The organism is Polaribacter haliotis (genome assembly GCF_014784055.1).
Lineage (GTDB): Bacteria > Bacteroidota > Bacteroidia > Flavobacteriales > Flavobacteriaceae > Polaribacter > Polaribacter haliotis.
Genome location: NZ_CP061813.1, coordinates 1,442,326 through 1,466,070 on the forward strand (window position 1 = coordinate 1,442,326; position 23,745 = coordinate 1,466,070).

General features: G+C 30.3%; 25 protein-coding genes. All 25 read left to right on the top strand.

Annotated elements, in window-relative coordinates:
• Positions 1 to 2 precede the first annotated feature (2 nt).
• Positions 3 to 344: an L-rhamnose mutarotase gene (locus H9I45_RS05995; protein ID WP_088353173.1), complete on the top strand. Its 342-nt coding sequence runs from the start codon at positions 3 to 5 to the stop codon at positions 342 to 344.
• Position 345: 1 nt separating this feature from the next.
• Positions 346 to 1,494 carry an alpha-hydroxy acid oxidase gene (locus H9I45_RS06000; RefSeq protein WP_088353174.1) on the top strand — a complete coding sequence of 383 codons (1,149 nt, stop codon included), beginning with the start codon at positions 346 to 348 and terminating at the stop codon, positions 1,492 to 1,494.
• Between the two features lie 36 nt (positions 1,495 to 1,530).
• Positions 1,531 to 3,327, top strand: a complete 1,797-nt coding sequence (locus H9I45_RS06005) for an alpha-L-fucosidase (RefSeq protein ID WP_088353175.1) — start codon at positions 1,531 to 1,533, stop codon at positions 3,325 to 3,327.
• The gene (locus H9I45_RS06010) at positions 3,320 to 4,909 is read left to right on the top strand and encodes a sulfatase family protein (protein ID WP_088353176.1); all 1,590 of its coding nucleotides are present in this window, start codon (positions 3,320 to 3,322) and stop codon (positions 4,907 to 4,909) included. Before H9I45_RS06005 ends, H9I45_RS06010 begins: the two co-directional genes overlap by 8 nt.
• Position 4,910: 1 nt before the next feature.
• Positions 4,911 to 6,341 (top strand): sulfatase, encoded by a 1,431-nt coding sequence (locus H9I45_RS06015; RefSeq protein ID WP_088353177.1) that lies wholly within the window; start codon positions 4,911 to 4,913, stop codon positions 6,339 to 6,341.
• Positions 6,342 to 6,538: 197 nt separating this feature from the next.
• Entirely contained in the window at positions 6,539 to 7,417 is an 879-nt protein-coding gene (locus H9I45_RS06020) for a sugar phosphate isomerase/epimerase family protein (RefSeq protein WP_088353178.1), read from the top strand.
• A gap of 261 nt (positions 7,418 to 7,678) precedes the next feature.
• Positions 7,679 to 8,008, top strand: coding sequence for a hypothetical protein (locus tag H9I45_RS06025; protein ID WP_088353179.1), 330 nt, complete (start codon positions 7,679 to 7,681; stop codon positions 8,006 to 8,008).
• A 102-nt stretch (positions 8,009 to 8,110) separates the two neighbouring features.
• A complete protein-coding gene (locus H9I45_RS06030) occupies positions 8,111 to 8,251 on the top strand; it encodes a hypothetical protein (protein WP_176397531.1) in 141 nt (46 codons plus the stop codon).
• A gap of 233 nt (positions 8,252 to 8,484) precedes the next feature.
• A complete protein-coding gene (locus H9I45_RS06035) occupies positions 8,485 to 9,687 on the top strand; it encodes a T9SS type A sorting domain-containing protein (RefSeq protein WP_088353180.1) in 1,203 nt (400 codons plus the stop codon).
• 11 nt (positions 9,688 to 9,698) lie between these two features.
• Complete coding sequence (locus H9I45_RS06040) at positions 9,699 to 12,143, top strand: T9SS type A sorting domain-containing protein (RefSeq protein ID WP_088353181.1); 2,445 nt, start codon at positions 9,699 to 9,701, stop codon at positions 12,141 to 12,143.
• Positions 12,144 to 12,171: 28 nt separating this feature from the next.
• Entirely contained in the window at positions 12,172 to 12,345 is a 174-nt protein-coding gene (locus H9I45_RS06045) for a hypothetical protein (RefSeq protein WP_176397532.1), read from the top strand.
• A gap of 143 nt (positions 12,346 to 12,488) precedes the next feature.
• Positions 12,489 to 13,145: a TetR family transcriptional regulator C-terminal domain-containing protein gene (locus tag H9I45_RS06050; RefSeq protein ID WP_088353182.1), complete on the top strand. Its 657-nt coding sequence runs from the start codon at positions 12,489 to 12,491 to the stop codon at positions 13,143 to 13,145.
• Positions 13,146 to 13,202: 57 nt separating this feature from the next.
• On the top strand, positions 13,203 to 14,507 hold the full coding sequence (locus H9I45_RS06055) for an ABC1 kinase family protein (RefSeq protein WP_088353183.1): 1,305 nt from the start codon (positions 13,203 to 13,205) through the stop codon (positions 14,505 to 14,507).
• A complete protein-coding gene (locus H9I45_RS06060) occupies positions 14,507 to 15,130 on the top strand; it encodes a flavin reductase family protein (RefSeq protein WP_088353184.1) in 624 nt (207 codons plus the stop codon). Before H9I45_RS06055 ends, H9I45_RS06060 begins: the two co-directional genes overlap by 1 nt.
• Before the next feature lie 5 nt (positions 15,131 to 15,135).
• A complete protein-coding gene (locus tag H9I45_RS06065) occupies positions 15,136 to 16,557 on the top strand; it encodes an SDR family oxidoreductase (protein WP_088353185.1) in 1,422 nt (473 codons plus the stop codon).
• A 2-nt stretch (positions 16,558 to 16,559) separates the two neighbouring features.
• Positions 16,560 to 16,700 carry a DUF2256 domain-containing protein gene (locus H9I45_RS06070; RefSeq protein ID WP_088353186.1) on the top strand — a complete coding sequence of 47 codons (141 nt, stop codon included), beginning with the start codon at positions 16,560 to 16,562 and terminating at the stop codon, positions 16,698 to 16,700.
• On the top strand, positions 16,670 to 17,980 hold the full coding sequence (locus tag H9I45_RS06075; RefSeq protein WP_088353187.1) for a DASH family cryptochrome: 1,311 nt from the start codon (positions 16,670 to 16,672) through the stop codon (positions 17,978 to 17,980). Before H9I45_RS06070 ends, H9I45_RS06075 begins: the two co-directional genes overlap by 31 nt.
• Positions 17,981 to 19,465, top strand: coding sequence for a cryptochrome/photolyase family protein (locus H9I45_RS06080; RefSeq protein ID WP_088353188.1), 1,485 nt, complete (start codon positions 17,981 to 17,983; stop codon positions 19,463 to 19,465). It begins immediately after the preceding gene.
• Positions 19,458 to 20,936, top strand: a complete 1,479-nt coding sequence (locus H9I45_RS06085) for a cryptochrome/deoxyribodipyrimidine photo-lyase family protein (RefSeq protein WP_088353189.1) — start codon at positions 19,458 to 19,460, stop codon at positions 20,934 to 20,936. The genes H9I45_RS06080 and H9I45_RS06085 overlap by 8 nt, the downstream gene beginning before the upstream one ends.
• A 121-nt stretch (positions 20,937 to 21,057) precedes the next feature.
• Complete coding sequence (locus H9I45_RS06090) at positions 21,058 to 21,492, top strand: hypothetical protein (RefSeq protein ID WP_088353190.1); 435 nt, start codon at positions 21,058 to 21,060, stop codon at positions 21,490 to 21,492.
• Between the two features lie 11 nt (positions 21,493 to 21,503).
• Positions 21,504 to 21,776 carry a TIGR03643 family protein gene (locus tag H9I45_RS06095; protein WP_088353191.1) on the top strand — a complete coding sequence of 91 codons (273 nt, stop codon included), beginning with the start codon at positions 21,504 to 21,506 and terminating at the stop codon, positions 21,774 to 21,776.
• A 60-nt stretch (positions 21,777 to 21,836) separates the two neighbouring features.
• Positions 21,837 to 22,529, top strand: coding sequence for a GTP cyclohydrolase I FolE (folE, locus tag H9I45_RS06100; RefSeq protein ID WP_088353192.1), 693 nt, complete (start codon positions 21,837 to 21,839; stop codon positions 22,527 to 22,529).
• Positions 22,530 to 22,531: 2 nt separating this feature from the next.
• Entirely contained in the window at positions 22,532 to 22,759 is a 228-nt protein-coding gene (locus H9I45_RS06105) for a hypothetical protein (RefSeq protein WP_088353193.1), read from the top strand.
• Positions 22,760 to 22,837: 78 nt separating this feature from the next.
• Positions 22,838 to 23,053, top strand: coding sequence for a hypothetical protein (locus H9I45_RS06110; protein ID WP_088353194.1), 216 nt, complete (start codon positions 22,838 to 22,840; stop codon positions 23,051 to 23,053).
• A gap of 7 nt (positions 23,054 to 23,060) precedes the next feature.
• Positions 23,061 to 23,744: an SDR family NAD(P)-dependent oxidoreductase gene (locus H9I45_RS06115; RefSeq protein WP_088353195.1), complete on the top strand. Its 684-nt coding sequence runs from the start codon at positions 23,061 to 23,063 to the stop codon at positions 23,742 to 23,744.
• The last annotated feature ends 1 nt before the right edge of the window (position 23,745 follow it).

The following is a 23,745-nucleotide window of genomic DNA, read 5'->3' on the forward strand; positions in this document are numbered from 1 at the left end:
ACATGAAAGATTTAAAAAGATATTGTCTTGCCTTAGATTTAGTCGACGACCCTAAACTTATAGCAGAATATAAAAAATACCATGAAAAAATTTGGCCAGAAATTACTAAAAGCATTAGAGATTCTGGGATAGAAAACATGGATATCTATTGTATTGAAAATCGCTTGTTTATGATTATGGAAGTCAATAACACATTTTCTTTCGATAAAAAGGCAATAATGGACGCTAAAAACCCAAAAGTACAAGAATGGGAAACTCTTATGTGGACATATCAACAAGAATTACCAACATCAAAACCAAATGAAAAATGGCGTTTGATGGAACATATTTTTCAATTAGAATAAAATGGATTTAGGATACAATACAAAATACCCATCTGTAAACGATTTACGCAAAAAAGCAAAAAAACGCATACCAAAATTTGCTTTCGATTATTTAGATGGTGGCTGTAATGAAGATGTAAACCTTCATAAAAATACAAAGGAAATTCGCGATGTAGAGTTGTTTCCCAAATATTTAAAACCTCATGGAGGTTCTTCATTAAAAACAGAACTTTTTGGACATACTTACGATGCTCCTTTTGGAATTGCTCCAGTTGGTTTGCAAGGTTTAATGTGGCCAAATGCTCCAGAAATTTTAGCAAAATCGGCACATAAACATAATATACCTTTTATTTTAAGTACAGTTACCACAAGTAGCATCGAACGAATTAGCGAAATTACTGAAGGAAAAGCATGGTTTCAATTATACCATCCTACAGAAGATCGTTTACGAGACGATATTATCAAACGAGCAGAAGCTGCACATTGTCCTGTTTTAGTTATTTTATGTGATGTTCCTACTTTTGGTTTTAGACCCAGAGATATTAGAAACGGATTGGCAATGCCACCAAGAATGACGTTATCTAACATTCTTCAAGTTATGGGGAAACCAGAATGGGCTTTTAATACTTTAAAATACGGGCAACCAAATTTTGAAACTTTAAAACCTTACATGCCTAAAAATCTTGATTTAAAACAATTGGGATTATTTATGAATAACACCTTTTCAGGACGTTTAACAGAGGAGAAAATCAAACCAATTCGAGATATGTGGAAAGGTAAGATTGTACTAAAAGGTGTAGCAACAGAAGCAGATACAGAAACAGCTATTAAATTAGGATTGGATGGAGTTATAGTTTCTAATCATGGAGGAAGACAATTAGATGCTGGAGAATCTACCATAAAACCTTTAACAAGAATTGCAGAAAAATATAGCGATCAAATTAAAGTGATGATGGATAGTGGAATGCGTTCTGGCCCAGATATTGCAAGAACCTTGGCAAGTGGAGCCGAATTTACTTTTATGGGACGTAGTTTTATGTATGGAGTCTCTGCATTAGGAAAAAAAGGTGGAGACCACACAATTTCGATTTTAAAGACACAATTACAACAAGTTATGGAACAAGTTTGTTGTGAAGACGTAAGAGATTTCAATCAGTTTTTAAAAAAATAATTTAAACTATTTTTTAGTTTAAGAGTCTTATATAATATGAAGAAAGATACACTACTCCTATTATTTATATGCCTTGCAATAAGTAATTTCGCACAAAAAAAGAAATCAAATTATAAAGACCAATGGCAGTTTGCCGCTAAAGACTCATCGTTTTATGTAACTGCAGAACAACAAAAAGAATTGTATGCTACAGATGCAGAAATGAAATGGTTTAAAGATGCCAAACTCGGTATTTTTGTTCATTGGGGACCAGCATTATTAAAAACAAATGTTTTAAGTTGGGGAAGAAATGGAGAAAGACCTGGAGCTGGAAAACCGGCTACAAATGGTGTTGACCCAGAAATTTACGATAACTTATCTAAAAAATTCAATCCTAAAAATTTTGATGCAGACAAGTGGATGCAACAAGTAAAAGATTGGGGCGCAGAATATATTGTGTTTACAGCAAAACATCATGATGGTTTTACTTTTTTTGATGCAAAAAACACAGAGTACAGTATTATGAATACGCCTTATGGAAAGGATATTTGTAAGCAATTAGCAGATGCTGCACATAAAGCTGGCGTAAAATTATTTTGGTATTACTCACAACCAGATTGGAGTCATCCAGACAATCTTCGTGAAAAACATTACGAAAATTATTTACCTTATATGAAAGAACATGTAAAACAATTGTTTACAGAATATGGTAAAATTGATGGTGTTTTTTGGGACCATTTAGCAACAAAATATTGGCAATGGGATTCTTATCATGTTTTAAAAGACATGAAAAAATGGCAACCAGGAATTATAAGCAATGCCAGAGTTGGTTTTGGTTGGCCTTTAGAAGACAAAGGCGATTATGATACACCAGAACAAAGTTTAGGCCCCGTAAATCATCACAGATATTGGGAAGCTTGTTTAACTATGACAGACAAATGGTTATATAGCCCAAAAGGCCCCATAAAACCTTATGAAACTGTTTTAAGTATGCTAATTCAAGTTGCTGGAAATGGTGGGAATTTATTATTGAATTTAGGCCCAAATGGAAAAGGAGAATTTGTAGAAAAAGAAGCAATTGAAGCTGAAAAAGTGGGAGATTGGATTAAAAAATACGGAAACACAATTAAAAACACAAGACGTGGAATTTATATTGGTGGCGACTATGGAGCATCAACACAAGTTGGAAACAAATTATACATTCATGTTTTACAGCAAAGAGCAAATAATACGGATGCAATTATAGAACTACCTCAATTACCTATTGAAATTATTTCAGCAACAGGAATTACAGATAGTTTTACAAAATATGATGTTAAAAACGGAAAATTATATCTTCATTTTGATAAAAATAAATTTGATGAAAATTTAGATAATATTGTGGAATTGACGTTGGTAGAAAATCCTTCAAAATTTGAAAGAATTGAAACTTGGAAAGCAAATCCAATTGCTAAAAAAGATTTTGAGGTAAGTTCATCTTCATTTGCAAAAGCAAAAAACAAACCAGAAGCAATTTACAACACCAAAGGAAATGTCTTTAGTGAAGGTATTCACTTAAAATCTTGGTGGGAACCTAAAAAAGAAGATAAAACTCCAAGTCTAACGTTAGATTTTAAATCAGCAAAAAAAGTAAAAACTGTTTTGTTGAGTGAGAACATGCGTTCGCATTGTACTCGAGATTTTACACTTGAAACTAAAGATAAAAATGGTAATTGGAATACTGTTTATAATGGAAAAACAATTGGCGAAGGTTTGCGAATAAAACTGAATGGCGATGCTATTTACGGAATCCGTTTAAATGTATTAGAAAACACAAAAGCAATTCAAATTACAGCATTTAATAGTTATGAATAAATTTTTCAAGCTTTCTCTAATTCTTTTAGGATTCGGTTCTTGTAAAGCACAAAACACGACTTCTAAAGTCAATAAAAATCAACCAAACATCGTTTATATATTAGCTGATGATTTAGGTATTGGAGATGTTTCAGGATTAAATCCCGAAGCAAAAGTAAACACGCCAAATATTGATAAATTGATTAGTAATGGTATGACTTTTACTGATGCACACACCACTTCATCTGTTTGTACGCCATCGAGATACAGTATTGTTACTGGCGAATATTCTTGGAGAACAAAATTAAAAGCAAGAGTTTTAGATGGGTATTCCAAAGCATTAATTGAAGACACAAAAGATACTGCACCAAAATTATTGCAAAGAAAAGGTTACCAAACTGCAATGATTGGTAAATGGCATTTGGGTTGGAACTGGGAACTTAAAGTTGAAGAAAACTTGGAAATGGATGCAAAAAATCCATATCAATTTAAAAATGACATCAGCAAAAAAGTAGATTATAGCAAACCTTTTAAAGGTGGTCCAACAGATAATGGTTTCGATTATTTCTTCGGATTAAATGCGTCTTTAGATTTCCCTCCTTACGTGTATTCAGAAAATAATAAATTGATTCTTATTCCTACTGAAACAATGAAAGGAGATGGAAGAAATAAAGATTTTCCTGGTGGACGAAAAAAAGATTTGGTTGGCGGACAAAAATTAAAACGTAAAGGAGACAAAGCACCAGGTTTTAAAGCAGAACAAGTAATGCTCGATTTAACCAACAAATCTGTGGATTATATTAGTAAATCTTCAGAAGAAAAACCATTCTTTTTATACATTCCTTTAACTGCACCTCATACTCCTGTATACCCAAGAGACGAATTTTTAGGAAAAAGTAAAGCAGGAATTTATGGCGATTTTATTCAAGAATTAGATTGGACAGTTGGCCAAATTGTTACTGCTTTAAAAGAAAAAGGCATTGAAGACAATACAATTATCATTTTTACTGCAGATAATGGCGCTTCCAAAGCTTCTTTTCCTGTAGAATTTGAAAGTAAATACAATCATAAACCAAGTGCCTATTTAAAAGGTAGAAAAGCATCCTTAAATCAAGGTGGACATACAGTTCCTTTTATTGTACAATGGAAAAATGAAGTAAAACCAAATACAAAAAACAATACTGCAATTACTTTGGGTGATTTATATGCCACTTGTGCAGATTTATTAAACGTAAAAACTGATAAAAACCAAGGTGTAGATAGTTACAGTATTTTATCGCTTTTAAAAGGAAAAGATAATTACAGCAGAAAAGCTTCAGTTTATACTGATTTTGCTGGTCGTTTTTCAATCAGAAAAGGAGATTGGAAATTAGATTTAAATAAGTTTGACAAGAAAAATTCTTTAATAAATATAAAAGAAGATCCTTCTGAAACAAACAACTTATTTCAGGATGAAGCCTACGCCGATAAAAAGAAAGAATTGACTTCAACATTAAATGATATTATCTTAAATGGAAGAAGTACAGATGGAGAAAAGTTAGAAAATGATGGTCCTAAAGTTTGGAAAGAATTATTTTGGTTAAAAAATAAAAAGAAGAAATAAGATGAAATATTTTACGCTATTATTAGTTTTATTTTTTGGTTTACAATGCTGTAAAGCACAAAACACTTCATCAAAAATCGAACAAAAACAACCCAATGTAGTTTTTATTTTGGCAGATGATTTGGGTATTAATGCTCTAAATTGTTATGGCAACAAATTGGTAGAATCTCCAAATATAGATAAACTTTTTTCTGAAGGAATGCATTTTACAAATGGCTACTCAAACGACCCAACTTGTGCGCCATCAAGAGCTTCCATTTTATCTGGACAATATGTGCCAAGACACAAGGTGTACAGAGTTGCAGACCGTTATAAAAAGGATAAAAAAACGTTGGAAGCAATGAAGTTTTTACCACCTGCCCAAAATCGTGTACAAGGTGCTGGTATTGGGTTAGGTTTGGATAAAACAACTATTGCAGAAGCTTTAAAAACGAACAAATACACGACTTCTGCTTTTGGAAAATGGCATTTAGGAAAAGATAAATTGCAAATCAAAAACCAAGGTTTTGATGAAGGTTATGAAATTACAGGGCATTATAAATTTAAAACATCTCCAAATCAACCAGATTTAGACAATACTTTGTACTCAGCAGATGTAATTACCGAAAAAACGATTGATTTCATCAAAAAAGCAAAAGCTTCAAATAAACCTTTCTTTACGTATGTTCCTTATTATTTAGTGCACAAACCTTTGCAACCAAAGGCTGAATATTTAGCACATTTCAAAAATAAATTAAAAGGAAATAAAGACGTTGGCAAAGATGAGGTTAAAGTCTTGGCAATGATTAAAAGTTTAGATGACAGTGTTGGGCAATTGTTACAAGCTTTAAAAGATTTAGGATTGGAAGATGATACAATTATTGTTTTTACAAGTGATAATGGACATTATAAAACAGAAAGTAATATTTTTAATCAACCTTATAAAGGTGTTAAAGGAGAAACTTTTGAAGGCGGAATTAGAGTTCCTTATATCTTTAAGTGGAAAAATAAAATTAAAGCAGGATCAACTTCAACAGAACCAATTATTCACGTAGACATTTATCCTACAATTTTGGGCTTAACAAATACTGCTAAACCAACAAATTATATTTTAGATGGTGAAGATATTTCATCTGTATTATTAGGGAAAAATTCAGCAACAAAAAGAGATGCTTTGGTTTGGGAATACACAAACTATGCAAGATGGAGTGACAAAAAAAATGAGTTTGCAAGCGAATGGGTAAATGTCATTCAAATGGATGGTTATAAAATGACAGAAGTTGTAGAAAGTGATAGGTATTATTTATACAATTTAAAGAACGATCCTTATGAAACTAAAGAAATTTCAAAAGAAAATCCGCAAATCATTTCAAAAATGAAAAAAAGGTTGGAAGAATGGAAAATAGATACTGGTTATGAAAAGCCAAAGGCAAATCCTGATTTTAAAAAATAGTTTTTAATAATAAAATTTAACTACTAGAAGTTTTTGATGTTTAATATATCAAAGACTTCTTTGTTTTTATCATTTACTCCAATCTAAAACGTATATCAAACACCTTTTGATAATTTATATACCATAATTGGTATCTTTATCTATAGATTTGATTAATTGAAAACAAGCATCCTATTTATTGCACATCAAAATAAATTATGAAAAAAAATCAACCTATATTATTGTTATTACTTTTAATTCTAGTTACTAGTGTTTCTTGTAAAACAGATACCAAACCTAAAAATGACACAAAAAAGCTATTTGCCAAAAGCAATCTAATTCCTTGGTCTATTGTTGGTTTCGATGTAAAAGAACGTACGCCAAAAGTGCGTTTAGAAATGTTAGAACGCTTGGGTTACAAACAATATGCGTATGGAAATCGCCCAAAACACATACCTACAATGCAAGAAGAATGGAACTTGGCAAAAGAGAAAGGAATAGACATAAAAGCAGTTTGGTTATACATCAATTTAAATAAAGACAAAGTAGACTCTTTAAAACCAGATAGCGAAGTTGTTTTTAAAAATTTGGAAGAAACTGGCTTAAAAACTCAAATTTGGATTGGTTTTCAGCCAACATATTTTGATAAATTAACGGATGAGGAGTCTTTGAAGCAATCTGTAGCCATGGTTTCTTATCTTTCTAAAAGAGCCAGTAAATTAGGCTGTAAAATTGCGTTATACAATCATGGTGGTTGGTTTGGGAAGCCAGAAAATCAGCTTCGAATCATAAAAGCATTGCCAAATGAAAATTTGGGAGTTGTGTTTAATTTTCATCATGCGCATGATTCTTTAGACGAATATTCTAAAAATATAAAAATGCTGTTTCCATATTTATGGGCAGTTAGTTTAAATGGAATGAAAGCTGAAGGACCTAAAATTATAACCATTGGAAAAGGCACTTTAGAAAAGCAAATGATTCAGGAATTATTAGACCTAAATTACACAGGTTCTTTTAACATTTTAGGACATGTAAAAGGTGGTGATCCTGAAGTAATTTTAGAAGAAAATTTTAACGGTTTACAAACCCTTTTTTAAAGTTAAATTAAAATAATCTTTGTTTTTTCAGAATAATTTAGCTTCATTTCTACATGTTATTTTACCCTAATTAACATCAGAATTAACATTTTAAAAATATTTTTTTTACAATTAAATCGATAAAAAACACCCTAAAATCTCTGATTTTTAGGTGTTTTCACGTTTATTAAACTTTATCCGACAGTAATTGAACCTTAAAATTGTAATTATTATAGATATTTACAAAATCAATAATAACTAATTTGTAACAAATCTTAAAAAATGAAAACATTAACATTCTTATGTATCCTATTTTTAGGAATCTCAACAATAAGTTTTTCACAGTCTAAAGGCATCCTAAAAAAAGCTGCAGATTTAGTTGAAAAAGTAAATACACAAATTGCAAAAGGAGATAAAAGTCTGGCTTTATCTGATGAGCAAAAGAAAAAAATTACTGCAGTTCATGTAGAGCGTTTAACAGCACTTAAGAAATTAGGAAAAGATGCAAGTAAAGAAGATAAGAAAGCATTAAATAAAACGTTTTTTAAAAAAATTAATAAAGAAATCCTTACCAAAGAACAAAAAAAAGCAATTAAAGAAGGTAAAGAATAACAATATTTAAACGAAGGTTTAATTATGCAACTTAAAAACAATCTCTTATTATTACTCTACTCTCTTAGGTTAGGTATGTTTGGACAATTTTTCTCTAAACAAATGGTATTAAATATCGAGAGAGGTATTAATGCAGGAAATGTTTTAAGTGCACCTTCTGAAGGAAATTGGGCGACAGTTTATACAGTAGTTTATTTGAATTTGAATGTGAATATACAATTTCAAAGAGTGTCACATTTTTAGAATTTTAAACTATGTTTAGCAAAACCTCATAAAAAATAAGTCATTAAAAAAAAAGATTGTTGATGTAATTAGACGTTAAAGAAAAATTTTATTTTGTTAAAAAATTTGAAAACCACAAAGATTTAGCTAAATTTAACACTGGAAATTATTTTTTATACACTTCTTTTACAGATAACACTGTTAAACAATCTAAGATTATAATATATAAGTAAACACAATTAAACAAATTTATTATGAAAAAAACTACTTTAATTATTTTATTAATGTTTGTACCATTTTTTGGTTTCTCGCAAACATTTAATTTTACAAACGATGCAGAGGGATGGACAACATCATCCGCAGATTTAACTGTAAATGCAACTTCAGTTACATTAACTACAAATGGAGGAACAAACCCACTTTTAACAAATAGTACAGCAAATATAGATGCAGAAATCAATAAGATTGCCGCAATTACTGTAAAGGTTAGTGAAAATGGACCAACTCTTATGCGTGTTTCTTTTCCAAAAGCACCTTCTGGTAGAGTATACAAAAACGTTATAATTTCTAAAAATGATAGTGAGTTTAAAACATATTATATTGATGTTTCAAATGCTCAATGGGCAGGAAAAGTAAATGATGTTAAAGTTCATTTTAAGGATGATAGTAGTACAGCAAATAACGGCACAAACCACACATCTACAGGAGAAACAGTAGAATTTGATAGCATAGAATTTATTAATGAAATACCTAAAGTAGAAAAAAACAGTTATACTTTTGATACTGACGCAGAAAACTGGGAAGAATTAGATGCAAGTGTAGTAGTTTCTGCTGGAGTGTTAACAATTACTCCAGTTGCTGGTGAATCTTCAAAAATTATTCAATCTATAAATAATGTAAATGCTACTACTAACAAATTTGTGCACATTGTATACAATAACAAATCTGCAACTAATAATCAAATAAGATTTCAGTTCAAAAGTTCTGCAGATAATTATGCTTCGGTTACAGGAGCAAACAAAAGCATGAATACAAGTACTACCGATTTTGAAACATTAACGTTCGACTTATCTGAAAAAGCAGAGTGGACTGGTTTAGCTCAAGATTTTCAAATTGTAATTAGAGATACAGAAAACGGTAATAAAGCATCTGCTGGAGATTTACAAATAGACAGTGTTACTTTTAGTAGTAGCGCTTCTTTAGGTGTAAATGACGAAGTTACATTTGCAAATAGTTTATCAATCTACCCAAACCCTGCTAGCAACAACTTATATATAAATACAGATACAACAATATCTAAAGTGCAAATATTTAATTTATTAGGTAAAAAAGTAATAGAAACTACAACATTATCTAATAAAAGTTTAGATGTTTCTGGCTTAAATGGTGGAGTATACTTAATTAAAGTTTTCAATTCTGTAAACAAAACAGCTACTCAAAAATTAATTATTAACTAAAAATTACAATTATGAAAAAATTATTACTTACTATATGTTTTTTGGCTTCATTAGCTATTAATGCACAAACTTTTAATTTTAATACAGATGGAGATAACGAAGGCTGGAGTAATTTAACCGTCGCAAACGGATTAGCTTCTTTGTCTTCAGGAACCTCGTCAAGCACAACTGCTAATGTTAGTGCTACCAATGTAATTGTAAAAATTACAGTTAAAAATTTATCAGGAAACTCTTATTTACGTGTTTCTAACTTAAAATCTGGAGGTTCTGGTCGTGAATATGAAAATTTATATATTTCTACGAATGACTCAGAGTTTAAAACATATTCTTTTGATATGACTGGAAATGATGGTTACACAGGTACTGTTAATGATATAAAAGTGCATACCAAATTAAATGAAAACGATAATGCTACTTACGGAGCAGGTGAGGAAATGTTAATTGACAAAATTGAATTTGTTCCAATAACTAGCATAGACTCTAAAGCTCTATTTACTTTCAGTAATGCACCTCATACAGATTTTTTCAATATTATTACAAATAGTACATCTGTAGTTGCAACTGCAGGGAAATTAATTTTCACTCCAGAAGCGAACGCTAATTCAAAAATTAGATTATCTTCTGCATTAACAGTAGACGCAACAAATAATAAATATATACACGTTAGACTAAAAAATAATTCAGCTACACACAATCAAGTAAGGCTTTCTTTTACTTCATCAGCAGGTACAGGAGGAGAGAATTTAAACATTTCTCAATCAGATGCAGATTTTAAAATATATTCTTATGACCTATCATCAGATGCTAATTGGACTGGAAATATAGAGGTTTTAGATTTTGCTATTAGAAATACCGGTAATACACAAAATAGACCTTCAGACGCAGATACTGTTGAGTTTGATTATATTATTTTTAATAATTCTGCTACTACACCAAGTGTTTGGATTGGAGATACTAATACAACTTGGAGTACTGGTTCTAATTGGAATACTGGTACTACACCAACAAGTGCAGAAAATGTAGTGATACAGAGCTCTTCAAATACTCCATCTATTGGAACTTCTACAGGTGCAGAAACTAATAATTTAGATATTATTTCTGAAACTATTTTATCGATTAGTGCTGGTGGTTCTTTAAAAGTTAATGGAACTTCTTCTGGAAAAGTAACTTATAATAGAACACTAACAGCTGTTGGTGGAAACACAAATGGATGGCATTTATTGGCTTCTCCTGTTGTAGGGCAATCTTATGATAATGACTATGCAACCGCAAACAGTTTAGCAACAAGTGGAACTAAAAGAGGTTTAGCTGTTTCTTATGATGATGATGCACCAACTTCGTTATTAAAATACACTTATTTACAAGATGATGATAGTAACTCAGGAACATTTACTTCTGGAAAAGGATATTCAGTTAAAAGAGCAAGCACAGGAAATATTGCTTTTACTGGAACTATAAATACAGCAGATGTTAATGGTGTAACTGTTTCTACTGCAGGGAATGGATTTAATTTATTAGGTGTACCTTATACTTCTTATATGAGTAGTCAAACTTTTTTAACTGCAAATACAGACTTAGACCAAGGTCAAATTTGGGTATGGGAACAAGGAGCAACAGGTGGTAACTTTATTACGATGACAACCAAAACAGATAATTTCATTTTAGCTCCAGGACAAGGTTTCTTTGTAAAAGCAACAGCAGCAACTCCTGTTAATTTTTCAAAATCTAATCAGCAACCTAATGCAGATACATTTAAAAAATCACAATCTACAAGAACAGAAATAAAACTTTTAATGACAGATGGTACAAATAACCGTTTTGCGAAATTTTATTATACAGATAGTGCTACAAAAGGTTTCGATATTGGTTGGGATGGAGAAACTTTTGGAGGAATTCCAAACAGTTTAGATGTTTATTCTCAATTAGTTGATGGTAACCAGGGTAAAAATTATCAAGTACAATCTTTACCAAATTCAGACTTGGAAAACATGATAATTCCAATTGGTGTAACAGCAGCAATAAATTCTGAAGTTACATTTACCGCAAAAGCGGCTAACTTACCAAAAGGTTATAATGTTTATTTAGAAGATAGATTAAATAGTATAGTAACTTTATTAGACAATACAAACTCTTATAAAGCAACAGTTACAGATGCTAAAACAAATGGACGTTTCTTTATTCATGCTCGAACAAATTCGATTTTAAGCACTGATACTGAAATTTTAAATAGCGTTTCTATTTACAAAACTAGTAACGAAAACTTAAAAATAATTGGTTTACAAAAAGGAAAAACAACAGTTTCTTTATTCAATATTTTAGGGAAACAAGTTTTAAACACTTCTTTTGAAGCTACAAGCGTAAACAACATTGCTCTACCAAGATTAGCAAAAGGTGTATACATGGTAAATGTACAAACAGAAAACGGAAAGTTAGATAAGAAAATAATTTTAGAATAATTTACGAGAATATTTAAAACAAAACATCATGAATAAAAATATAGAAAACAAGCAAACCGAAGAAATTACTCGTAAAGACGCAATTAAAAAAATTGGAAATTACGGAAAATATGCAGCTTTAACTGCATTAGGCACATATATGATTTTAAACCCCCAGAAAGCGCAAGCGCAAAGTCCGGAAGCTCCTGGTGCAGGATTCTAAAAGACACATACTAATTCAAATTAATTGAAAAACCAAGAACTAATGTTCTTGGTTTTTTTTGTGTATTCAATTTAACAAAAAATTATTGTTTAACAAATATGTGATAATGTTAAACATTTGTATCTTTACATAAATTCTATATTATGGCTCGAAAAAAAAATATAACTAAAGATAAATTAATTTCTTGGTACATGGAATTTGTACTTGAAAACAACCACGCACCAAAATCTGTATTTAGTTTTGCGAAAGAAAATAATTTCGAAGAAAGCGATTTCTACAAATTCTATGGTTCTTTTGAAGCAATTGAAGAAGCAATATTTTCAGAGTTTTTTCAACATACTTTAAAAGTTTTACATAAAAGTGAAGATTTTGAATCTTATGATGCAAGAAATAAATTATTAAGCTTCTACTTTACATTTTTTGAAGTTTTAACAGCAAACAGAAGTTATGTGGTTTATGCTTTAGAAAATGGTAAAAAGGATATTAAAAAATTAAATTCTTTAAAACATTTACGAAAAGAATACACCCAGTTTGTAGAAGATTTAAACATCGAAAGAATTGAATTAAAGCAAGAAACTTTAGAGAAAATTCAAAATAAATCTATTAAAGAATCTTCTTGGGTACATCTTTTAATCACGTTAAAATTTTGGTTGGATGATACTTCTGCTTCTTTTGAAAAAACAGATATTTTTATCGAAAAATCTATTAATGCTCGTTTCGATTCGATGGATATAAAGCCGTTAAAAAGCATTATCGATTTTGGGAAGTTTATCCTAAAAGAAAAAGTGAATTTCAAATAAAAGAATAGAAATACAATTTAATACCAGTTGAAAAATACTAAACTAAATTCAGCATAAATGAAAACGATAGACTCTATACCAACTTCCAAAATAAAACGAGCTAGCAAATTAGTAACTACAGGTGCTAAAATTGGAGTTAATTATTTAAAATATTATGGAGATAAAATCACTAAAACAGAAGTTGAAGCAAAAGCAAGGTTGAACGAAAATAATGCAGAAGATATTTACGATGGTCTTAAAACACTAAAAGGAAGTGCTCTGAAAGTTGCTCAAATGTTAAGTATGGAAAAAAGTATTTTACCACAAGCCTATGTAGAAAAATTTTCCCTTTCTCAGTTTTCTGTTCCTCCACTCTCTCCAGCTTTAGTCATAAAAACATTTAAAAAGTATTTTGGAAAAAACCCAAATGAAATTTACGATAAATTCGATTCAGTTTCTATTAATGCAGCTAGTATTGGTCAAGTCCATAAAGCCGAAAAAGATGGTAAGAAATTGGCCGTTAAAATTCAATATCCAGGTGTTGCAGAAAGTATTGCATCCGATTTAGCTTTGGTAAAACCCATCGCTATTAAAATGTTTAATATTAGAGGAAAAGATTCCGATAAATATTTTAAAGAGGTCGAAAATAAATTAGTTGAAGAAACCAATTACGTTTTAGAAGTAGAGCAAAGTAAAGCAATTGTAGGAGCTTGTAAACACATTCCGAATTTGAATTTCCCAAATTATTACCCTGAATTATCTTCAGATAGAATAATTACGATGGATTGGATGAATGGTGTTCATTTATCTGAATTCAACTTTAAAAACCAAGAAGTTGCCAATAAATTAGGGCAAGCCTTATGGGATTTTTATATGTTTCAAATTCATAATTTAAAGAAAGTACATGCAGATCCGCATCCTGGAAATTTCTTAATTTCTCCAGAAAACGAATTAATCGTCATAGATTTTGGTTGCATGAAAACAATTCCGAACGATTTTTATTTGCCATATTTTGAATTAGCTAAAAAAGAAAATTTAGCAAATCCATCATATTTTGAAGAGAAATTATACGAATTAGAAATTTTAAAAAAAGACGATTCTAAAGAAGAGTTAGTATTTTTTAGAGCAATGTTTCACGAAATGTTAAGTCTTTTTACACAACCTTTTCACCAAGAAAGTTTCGATTTTTCTGATGAAATATTTTTCGGAAAACTTTCTAAGTTAGGCGCAAAATATTCGAAAAGTACAGAGTTGAAAAACATGAACGGAAACAGAGGTTCTAAGCATTTTATTTACATTAATAGAACCTTTTTTGGATTGTATAATTTAATGCACGATTTAAAGGCAAAAGACGTAAAAATCAATAATTATAAAACTCTATAATGGCATTTTTTAACAGAAAAGATATCGACGAATTAGGCAAAATCTATAAAATAAATTTAATAAACAGTTGCTCTGGTTTTAAATCTGCCAATCTTTTGGGTTCAATTTCCACAGAAGGAAAACCGAATGTTGCTGTTTTTAGCTCTGTAACACATTTAGGCTCAAACCCACCAACTTTGGGCTTTATTTTAAGACCAACTACTGTTCCAAGAAATACTCATAAAAATATTAAAGAAACTGGTGTTTTTACCATCAATCATATTTTTGAAGATATTATAGAAGATGCACATCACACCTCAGCAAAATATCCAGAAGAAATATCTGAATTTGATATGACAAATCTTGAAGAAGAATACAAAGGAAGTTTTAAGGCGCCTTTCATAAAAAATAGCCCAGTTCAGATGGGTATGAAATTTGTTGAAGAAATTTATGTACCTTCTAACGATGTAATGTTAGTGGTTGCTCAAATTGAAGAATTATATATTAATGACAAACTTTTAGAAAAAGACGGACTCATAAACTTATCAAAAGGAAATGTAGCAACTATTAACGGTTTAGACACGTACGCGATTCCTAAATTCAAAAAACAACTGTCATATCAAAGACCAAAAAAACAACAATAAATTCTATGAAAATTCTCGTTACAGGAGCAACTGGCTATATTGGAAAACGATTAATTCCGTTATTATTAAATGACGGTCATACTGTAGTTTGTCCTGTTAGAGATTTTAAAAGAGCAGAAAATTACTTTAAAGAAAAAGAAAATGTAATTCTTGTTGAAGCAGATTATTTGAATGCAGATAGTTTAGATAACATTCCTAAAGATATTGATATTGCTTATTATTTAATTCATTCGATGTCTAATTCTGCAAAAGAATTCCATGCTTTGGAAGAAAAATGTGCTTTTAACTTCAAAAAATTTGCAGAAACAACAACCTTAAAACAAGCCATTTATTTAAGTGGAATTACAAACGACACAAAACTGTCTAAGCATTTATTATCAAGAAAAAATGTTGAAAACGCTTTAGCTTCAGAAAAATACGCATTAACCACTTTTAAAGCAGGAATAATCGTGGGTTCAGGAAGCTCATCTTTTGAAATTATTAGAGATTTGGTAGAGAAATTACCAGCAATGATTGCCCCAAAATGGCTAAATACAAAAACACAACCTTTAGCCATTAGAGATGTTTTATCATTTTTACACAATGCTCTTGACAGAAAAGAATTATACAACACTTCTTACGATATTTTTGGCCCAGAAATACTCACGTATAAAGAAATGCTATTGCAATTCGCTGAAGTTAGGAAATTAAAAAGAACCATAATTACAGTTCCTATAATGACACCCAAATTATCTTCCTACTGGTTATATTTTGTTACGTCAACTTCTTATAAACTGGCGAGTACTTTAGTAAACTCAATGGGTGTAGAAGTTATTGGAAATAAAAGTGACATTAATAAGATTTTGGATGTAAATCCTATGTCATACAAAGAAGCTGTAAAATTAGCTTTCAAAAAAATTGAACAAAATAGTATTGTTTCTAGTTGGAAAGATTCTTATGTAAGCAGTGGAAAATTAAAAAACTATGTTCATGAGTTTATAAATGTTCCTGAATATGGTTGCTTTAAAGATTTTAAGAAACGAAAAGTAAAAGACAAAGAAAGAACAATAAACAGAATTTGGGCAATTGGAGGAGAAACTGGTTGGTATTATGGAACTTTCTTGTGGAAAATACGTGGTTTTGTAGATCAGATTTTTGGTGGAGCAGGTTTGCGAAGAGGAAGAAGACACCCAACACAATTAAATGCTGGAGATGCTTTAGATTTTTGGCGTGTTATTTTTGCTGATAAAGAAAAAGGGAAACTCCTACTCTATGCAGAAATGGTTTTACCAGGTGAAGCCTGGTTAGAATTTAAAATTGAAGATGGTGTTTTATACCAAACTGCTACTTTTAGACCTCATGGATTGGCTGGAAGATTGTATTGGTATGCTGTAATGCCTTTTCATTGGTTCGTTTTCAACGGAATGATAAATAACATTAACAAGTAATTTTGAAAAAACAGCACCTTCCAGAAAAAACATGTTTGGTCTGTGAAAAACCATTCACTTGGCGAAAAAAATGGGAGAAGAATTGGGAAGACGTAAAATATTGTAGCGAAAAATGCAGGAGAAACAAGAAAAAACAGGTTTAGTATGGTTTCGTAATAACTTACGAATAAACGATAATAGCTCTTTAAAAGAATCTACAGAAAATCATAAAAAAGTAATTGCTGTTTATTTTTTTGATCCTAAATATTTTAAAGTTGATGAATTTGGTTTCCAAAAAACAGCAAAGTTTAGAGCAAAATTTTTAATTGAAACGATTGAAGATTTACAAAAAAACCTTTCGGATTTAAACATTACACTCCTCACCTATTTCGATGCTCCAGAAAACAAACTACATACAATTTGTGATGAATTTTCTATTGATAAAATTTACACTCAAAAAGAATGGACAAAAGAGGAAATTGAAACCAACAATCTAATAAAAAACACCCTTTCTGATACTATTTCTTTTGTTGAAGATTACGACCAATTTTTATATCATCCTGAAACTGTTTCAAATGATTTTTCTAACATTCCTAATGTGTTTACACAGTTTCGAAAGAAGTTAGAAAAGACAGTTGAAATACCACAATTGACTTCTGTTTCTAAACTTTCGGATAATAATTTAGTTGAAAACAGAACAGAAATTCCAAGTTTAAGAGAGTTAGGTTTTGATGATTTTGAAGTAAACAAAAAAACGGCTTTTCCATTTTCTGGAGGAGAAAATTCTGCTCTAGAAAGGTTAGAAAACTACTTTTTTGAAACTAAAAAAGTTGCTTTCTATAAGAAAACTAGAAATGGTTTGATTGGTACAGATTACAGTACAAAATTTTCTGCTTGGTTGGCAAATGGCAGTATTTCTGCAAAAACAATTTATTGGAAAATTAAAGAATTTGAAGCTGAATTTGGCGCAAATCAATCTACATATTGGGTAATTTTTGAATTAATTTGGAGAGATTATTTTAAATACATTTCCTTAAAATACGATTCCAAAATCTTTAAAATAGGTGGAATTTTAGAAAAAGAATATCATTGGAACTCCGATTCAGAAATTATTCAAAAATGGATACATGGAGAAACAAAAGATGATTTTGTTAACGCCAATATGATAGAATTAAAAGAAACTGGTTGGATGAGCAACAGAGGAAGACAAAATGTTGCCTCTTATTTTGCCAAAGAGTTATTGCAAGATTGGCGAATTGGAGCTTCTTATTTCGAATCGATGTTGTTAGATTACGATGTACACAGCAACTATGGAAATTGGATGTATGTTGCTGGCGTTGGAAATGATCCAAGAGACAGAAAATTCAACACAAAATTGCAAGCTGAACGTTATGATGCGAATCATAAGTTTAGAAAATTATGGTTAGAAAAAACATTGTTTTAAATGAGTAAAAAATCTGTTCATATTATATTTCCGCATCAACTTTTTAAAACTTCTGAAGTATTAGGTAAGGTGGATGATATTATTATAGTTGAAGAATATTTGTTTTTCAATCAGTATAAATTTCATCAACAAAAAATTGCTTTTCACAGAGCGAGTATGAAATCTTATGCCGATTTTTTAACCGAAAAAGGAAAAAAAGTAAATTATATAGAGGCTAAAAATGAGTTGAATGATGTTCGAAAATTACTCCCAAAATTAGCAAAAGAAGGTGTTTCTGAAATCCATATTATCGACCCAACAGATAATTGGTTAGAAAAACATATTCATCAATCTAAAGAAAGTTTAAAATTAATCTGGTATAATAATTCTCTATTTATCAATACAAAAGAAAAGTTGTCCACATTTTTCAAACCATCAAAAAAGAAATTTTTCCAGACTTCATTTTATAAAAGTGAAAGAAAAAATAGAGATATTTTAATGGATGGAAAAAACCATGTTGGAGGTAAGTTGACTTTTGATGATGAAAACAGAAAGAAATATCCGAAGACAAAAACGCCACCAGTAATTCAATTTCCAACGCAAAATAAATATCACAAAGAAGCTACAAAATATGTAAATGAAAACTTCTCTAAAAACTACGGAAAACTAAACGATTTTTTAGTGTATCCTATCGATTTTAAATCTGCCCAAGAGTGGTTACAACAATTTTTTGAAGTCCGTTTTCACGAATTTGGCACTTATGAAGATGCTATTGTTAGAGAAGAACATTTTTTGAATCACAGTTTATTATCACCATTAATAAATGTAGGTTTATTACACCCAAAATATGTTATTGACCAAGCTATAGCATTTGCGAATAAAAATGATGTGCCCATAAATTCCACAGAAGGATTTGTACGTCAAATTTTAGGTTGGCGAGAATTTATAAGAGGTGTTTACGAAGTAAAAGGAACTGAAGAACGCACCAAAAACTTTTGGAAATTCAGTAAAAAAATTCCAAAATCTTTTTATGATGGCACAACTGGCATACAACCCATAGATGATGTAATTAAAAAAGTAAATAAAACTGCTTACGCACATCATATAGAGCGTTTAATGATTTTAGGAAATTTTATGGTGTTGTGCGAATTTGACCCAGATGAAGTTTACCAATGGTTTATGGAACTTTTTATTGATGCTTACGATTGGGTAATGGTGCCTAATGTTTATGGAATGAGTTTATTTGCAGATGGTGGTTTAATGAGCACAAAACCCTACATAAGTAGCAGTAATTACATCATGAAAATGAGTAATTACAAAAAAGGCGATTGGCAAAAAACTTGGGATGGTTTGTTTTGGACTTTTATGGACAAACACAGAGATTTCTTTTTAAGCAACCCAAGATTGGGCATGCTAATAAGAACTTTCGACAAAATGAATCAAGATAAAAAAGAAGCACATTTCGAAAATGCAAAATTATTTTTAAATCAATTAGACAATGAGTAACAGAGAAGAAATAAATGTTGTTTGGTTTAAACGCGATTTAAGAATCCAAGATAATGAGGCGATTTTTAATGCTTTTGCATCAAAAAAAAGAGTATTGTTTTTGTATGTTTTTGAAAAATCACTTCAAAACGACTTGCATTATAGTGAGCGTCATTGGAACTTTATAAAACAATCTTTAACGGATTTGAATGAAGATTTAAAAGCGTTTAATTCGGAAATTATATGCGTTTCTTCAGAAGTAACGACCACTTTCAATCAGCTTTTAAATACTTATAAAATAAATACTGTTTTTTCGCATCAAGAAACGGGTTTGTTGTTAACCTATAATAGAGATAAAGATTTTGCTCGTTTTTGCAGAAATAATTCAATTAATTGGATAGAAAATAAAAATAATGCCATTTTAAGAGGCTTATTAAATAGAGAAGATTGGTTTGAACACTGGGAAGAATATATGAATTCCAATCAGATTAAAATCAATTTAAAAACGGAAAAACTTGTTTCTTCTGAAGAAATTAACGACTTAAAAAAAGGGTTCACTATTGTTGATTTAGAAACTCCTACTTCAAAAATATTTCAAAAAGGAGGTACAAAAACAGCTTGGAAATACGCAAACACCTTCTTTGAGACAAGACATAAACAATATATGTACAATATTTCGAAACCAGCTTTGGCAAGAGAAAGTTGTAGCAGATTATCGCCTTATATTTCTTGGGGAAATGTTTCTATTAGACAAATTTTTCAGCAGGCAAATGAGGCGAAAAATGACAATAATAAAAGACATTTAGATGCTTTTACGTCACGTTTAAGATGGCAGGCTCATTTTATTCAAAAATTTGAAATGGAACATACCATGGAAAAAGCGAGTTTGAATAAAGGTTTTCAAAAATTGAAGAAAAGCATTTCAGAAAAGTACCAAGAAGCTTGGAGAGATGGGCAAACTGGTTTCCCTTTAGTCGATGCAAGTATGCGTTGTTTAAATGAAACTGGTTATTTAAACTTTAGAATGCGTGCTTTATTGGTTTCTTTTTTTACGCATATTCTGTGGCAACCTTGGCAAGATGCAAGTACTCATTTATCACAAATGTTTTTAGATTTCGAACCTGGCATTCACTTCCCTCAATTACAAATGAGTTCTGGCGATACAGGTTTAGACACGCTTCGCATTTACAACCCCATTAAAAACAGCAAAGAGCATGATGAAGATGCAACTTTTATAAAAAAATGGGTTCCAGAATTAGCAAATTTACCCACAGCATTTATTCATGAACCTTATTTAATGACTTCTTTAGATGAGCAATTTAATAATTTCCATTTAGGAACAGATTATCCTAAAACGATTGTAGACATTAAATTAACTCGTAAAAAAGCAACAGAAATTCTCTGGAAAATGAAAGACGACCCAGATGTTGTTGCAGAAAGCAGTAGAATTTTTAAAAAACATACCATTACAACCAGAGATAAAATGTTGTAGTTTCTATTAAAACAGAACTTTTATTACTTCCTTATTACTCTGATTGTTAATACTTTCTTAATTTTTGTTTATAGATAACAAATATTAGTTAAACAAAAATATATTTTATGTATCTTTGAGTGTGATTTTTAATACTACACATAAAAATAAAGATGCAGAAGCTACTATTAATGATTTAGTAGGATCTGCTTACACTTTTTTTGAAGCTATAAAAAAGAAAGGTGTAGGTTCTAAAAGAATGATGGTTTCTGATGTAAGCCCTAATTTCAAAAATATAATGAATGTCGTTTCTGATATTAACTATGCAAATATCGAAATCAGAAAAAAAGGAATTTTAGTTCATATTAATAAAGGACTCAAAAATTTCAGTTGGGCAATTCCTTTTTATCAACTTTACATGTATAAGACAGATGGTTTTAGCATTCACGCACAAGGAAATTTTATAAAATTTACAAGTAATAAATTACTAAAAGAAAATAAAAAATTTATCGACAAGTTGGTTGATTTAAAAATTGAAAATGATAAGAATTACGAGTTTTATGACGCTATAAATTAAATTGATAAGAAATGATTTTAGATGGTATAGCAATTGATAGAATAATAGAGATGGCTTGGGAAGATAGAACAACTTTCGAAGCTATTCAATTTCAATTCGGATTAAAAGAGCAAGAAGTTATCGATTTAATGCGAAGAGAAATGAAGCCGAAAAGCTTTAAAATGTGGCGAGAAAGAGTTCAAGGAAGGAGAACGAAACACGAGAAATTAAGAACTTTCGAAAAAGGAAGATTTAAGTGTTCGAGGCAAAAATCAATATCAAACAACTCTATAGCAAAAAGATAAAAATCGTGCTTTGCTTTTAAGTTTAGAGTACTTAAAGACAGCACATTAAAAAGACAAATTATGATTACAGAAGTAATACCAAAAGAAATTTCAGAAAAATTAAATGGCTTTTCATTCGAAGAAGTTGGAGACGACCATTTATTTACTGGTTTGCAAACTCCAATGAAAGCAAATGCGTTTGAACTTTCTGATGAAGAAAAGAAAGAAAAAATTGCCAATTTATTTTCAGAAATAATGGATGTAATGGGGTTGGATTTAACTGATGATTCTTTACAAGGAACTCCAAAAAGAGTTGCCAAAATGTATATTGATGAAATATTCAGCGGATTAAACCCAGCCAATAAACCAAAAGTTGCTTTGTTTGATAACAAATACCAATACAACCAAATGTTGGTGGAAAAAAATATTACTTTCTATTCTAATTGCGAGCATCATTTTGTGCCAATTTTTGGAAAAGCACATGTTGCCTATATTTCATCAGGAAAAGTAATCGGACTTTCTAAATTGAATAGAATCGTTCAATACTATGCAAAAAGACCGCAAGTTCAAGAAAGATTAACAAACCAAATTGCGGAAGAATTAAAAGGAATTTTAAATACAGAAGATGTTGCAGTAATAATTGATGCAAAACATTTATGTGTTTCTTCAAGGGGAATTAAAGATGATACTTCTTCTACTGTCACCTCTTATTTTGGAGGTAAATTCCAAAATCAAGAAAAAATAGCAGAATTACAAAATACATTAAATTACTAATTATGAAGGAATTAATAGAAAAAGCCTTGGAATTCGAGACAAGAAAAATGAGATTCCCAACAACAAGCGATCGTATTATGGCCGCAAGAGAAGCAAAAGATTTGGTCTTAAGTTTAAACGAAATTTACAAAGAAAATAAAGACGAAAAGATTATGGATATCATGAAACGTCTTACTGTAATAAAGCAAAGAATTGAGAAACGTTTAAAGGGAAAACCTTTAACTGCATAATAAATTGACTTTTCACTTGCTTTTCTAACAATTATAATTATATTCGAAAATTAGATAAAAAATCGAATATACAAGATAATGACATTAAAAGAAAAGGCAGTAGAATTTGAGACAAGAAAATTCTCATTTAAAACTACAAGTGATAGAATTTTAGCATCAAGAGAAGTAAAAGCTTTAGTATTAGAGCTTAACGAAGAATATAAAAAAGAAAAAGATCCAGAATTAATGGATTTGATGAAGCGCTTAACAGTTGTAAAACAAAAAATTGAAAAGCGCTTGAAAGGAAGACCTTAAAAGCACTATGAGAAAAATATTAGTTATTGGAGGAAGCAAAGGAATTGGAAATGCAATTGTAACTGCTTTAGTTGAAGAAAACTCAATTATAAACATAAGCAGATCTGCTCCTTTGCAGCCTCACACTAATCTTACTCATTATAACTGCAATATTTTAGAAGATGCTTTACCAGAAATTGAAGAAATAGACGCTTTAATATACTGTCCTGGAAGCATTAACTTAAAACCAATTTCGAGGTTAAAGTTAGAAGATTTTAGAAACGATTTCGAAATTAATGTTGTTGGTGCTGTAAAAGCGATTCAACATTATTTACCTTCACTAAAAAAAGGAAACAACCCAAATATTTTATTATTTAGCACAGTTGCCGCCAAATTAGGTATGCCTTTTCACGCAAGTGTGGCTGCAGCAAAATCTGCTGTGGAAGGTTTAACAAAATCTTTGGGTGCAGAATTAGCACCCACAATTCGTGTAAATGCAATTGCACCCACAGTTACAGATACTGAACTGGCTTCAAAACTTTTAAGAAATGAACGTATGATAGAAAATATCACAGAACGTCATCCGCTTAAAAAATACTTACAACCTACTGAAGTTGCAGATTTGGCAACTTTCTTAATTTCTGACAAAGCAACATCTATTTCCGGACAAATTTTCGAATTAGATTGCGGAATTGTCAGTTTCAAAATTTAAA

Coding starts and splice junctions, on each gene's coding strand:
- H9I45_RS05995 (WP_088353173.1), top strand. CDS start 3: ATGAAAGATTTAAAAAGATATTGTCTTGCCTTAGATTTAGTCGACGAC.
- H9I45_RS06000 (WP_088353174.1), top strand. CDS start 346: ATGGATTTAGGATACAATACAAAATACCCATCTGTAAACGATTTACGC.
- H9I45_RS06005 (WP_088353175.1), top strand. CDS start 1,531: ATGAAGAAAGATACACTACTCCTATTATTTATATGCCTTGCAATAAGT.
- H9I45_RS06010 (WP_088353176.1), top strand. CDS start 3,320: ATGAATAAATTTTTCAAGCTTTCTCTAATTCTTTTAGGATTCGGTTCT.
- H9I45_RS06015 (WP_088353177.1), top strand. CDS start 4,911: ATGAAATATTTTACGCTATTATTAGTTTTATTTTTTGGTTTACAATGC.
- H9I45_RS06020 (WP_088353178.1), top strand. CDS start 6,539: ATGAAAAAAAATCAACCTATATTATTGTTATTACTTTTAATTCTAGTT.
- H9I45_RS06025 (WP_088353179.1), top strand. CDS start 7,679: ATGAAAACATTAACATTCTTATGTATCCTATTTTTAGGAATCTCAACA.
- H9I45_RS06030 (WP_176397531.1), top strand. CDS start 8,111: ATGGTATTAAATATCGAGAGAGGTATTAATGCAGGAAATGTTTTAAGT.
- H9I45_RS06035 (WP_088353180.1), top strand. CDS start 8,485: ATGAAAAAAACTACTTTAATTATTTTATTAATGTTTGTACCATTTTTT.
- H9I45_RS06040 (WP_088353181.1), top strand. CDS start 9,699: ATGAAAAAATTATTACTTACTATATGTTTTTTGGCTTCATTAGCTATT.
- H9I45_RS06045 (WP_176397532.1), top strand. CDS start 12,172: ATGAATAAAAATATAGAAAACAAGCAAACCGAAGAAATTACTCGTAAA.
- H9I45_RS06050 (WP_088353182.1), top strand. CDS start 12,489: ATGGCTCGAAAAAAAAATATAACTAAAGATAAATTAATTTCTTGGTAC.
- H9I45_RS06055 (WP_088353183.1), top strand. CDS start 13,203: ATGAAAACGATAGACTCTATACCAACTTCCAAAATAAAACGAGCTAGC.
- H9I45_RS06060 (WP_088353184.1), top strand. CDS start 14,507: ATGGCATTTTTTAACAGAAAAGATATCGACGAATTAGGCAAAATCTAT.
- H9I45_RS06065 (WP_088353185.1), top strand. CDS start 15,136: ATGAAAATTCTCGTTACAGGAGCAACTGGCTATATTGGAAAACGATTA.
- H9I45_RS06075 (WP_088353187.1), top strand. CDS start 16,670: ATGCAGGAGAAACAAGAAAAAACAGGTTTAGTATGGTTTCGTAATAAC.
- H9I45_RS06080 (WP_088353188.1), top strand. CDS start 17,981: ATGAGTAAAAAATCTGTTCATATTATATTTCCGCATCAACTTTTTAAA.
- H9I45_RS06085 (WP_088353189.1), top strand. CDS start 19,458: ATGAGTAACAGAGAAGAAATAAATGTTGTTTGGTTTAAACGCGATTTA.
- H9I45_RS06095 (WP_088353191.1), top strand. CDS start 21,504: ATGATTTTAGATGGTATAGCAATTGATAGAATAATAGAGATGGCTTGG.
- folE (WP_088353192.1), top strand. CDS start 21,837: ATGATTACAGAAGTAATACCAAAAGAAATTTCAGAAAAATTAAATGGC.
- H9I45_RS06105 (WP_088353193.1), top strand. CDS start 22,532: ATGAAGGAATTAATAGAAAAAGCCTTGGAATTCGAGACAAGAAAAATG.
- H9I45_RS06110 (WP_088353194.1), top strand. CDS start 22,838: ATGACATTAAAAGAAAAGGCAGTAGAATTTGAGACAAGAAAATTCTCA.
- H9I45_RS06115 (WP_088353195.1), top strand. CDS start 23,061: ATGAGAAAAATATTAGTTATTGGAGGAAGCAAAGGAATTGGAAATGCA.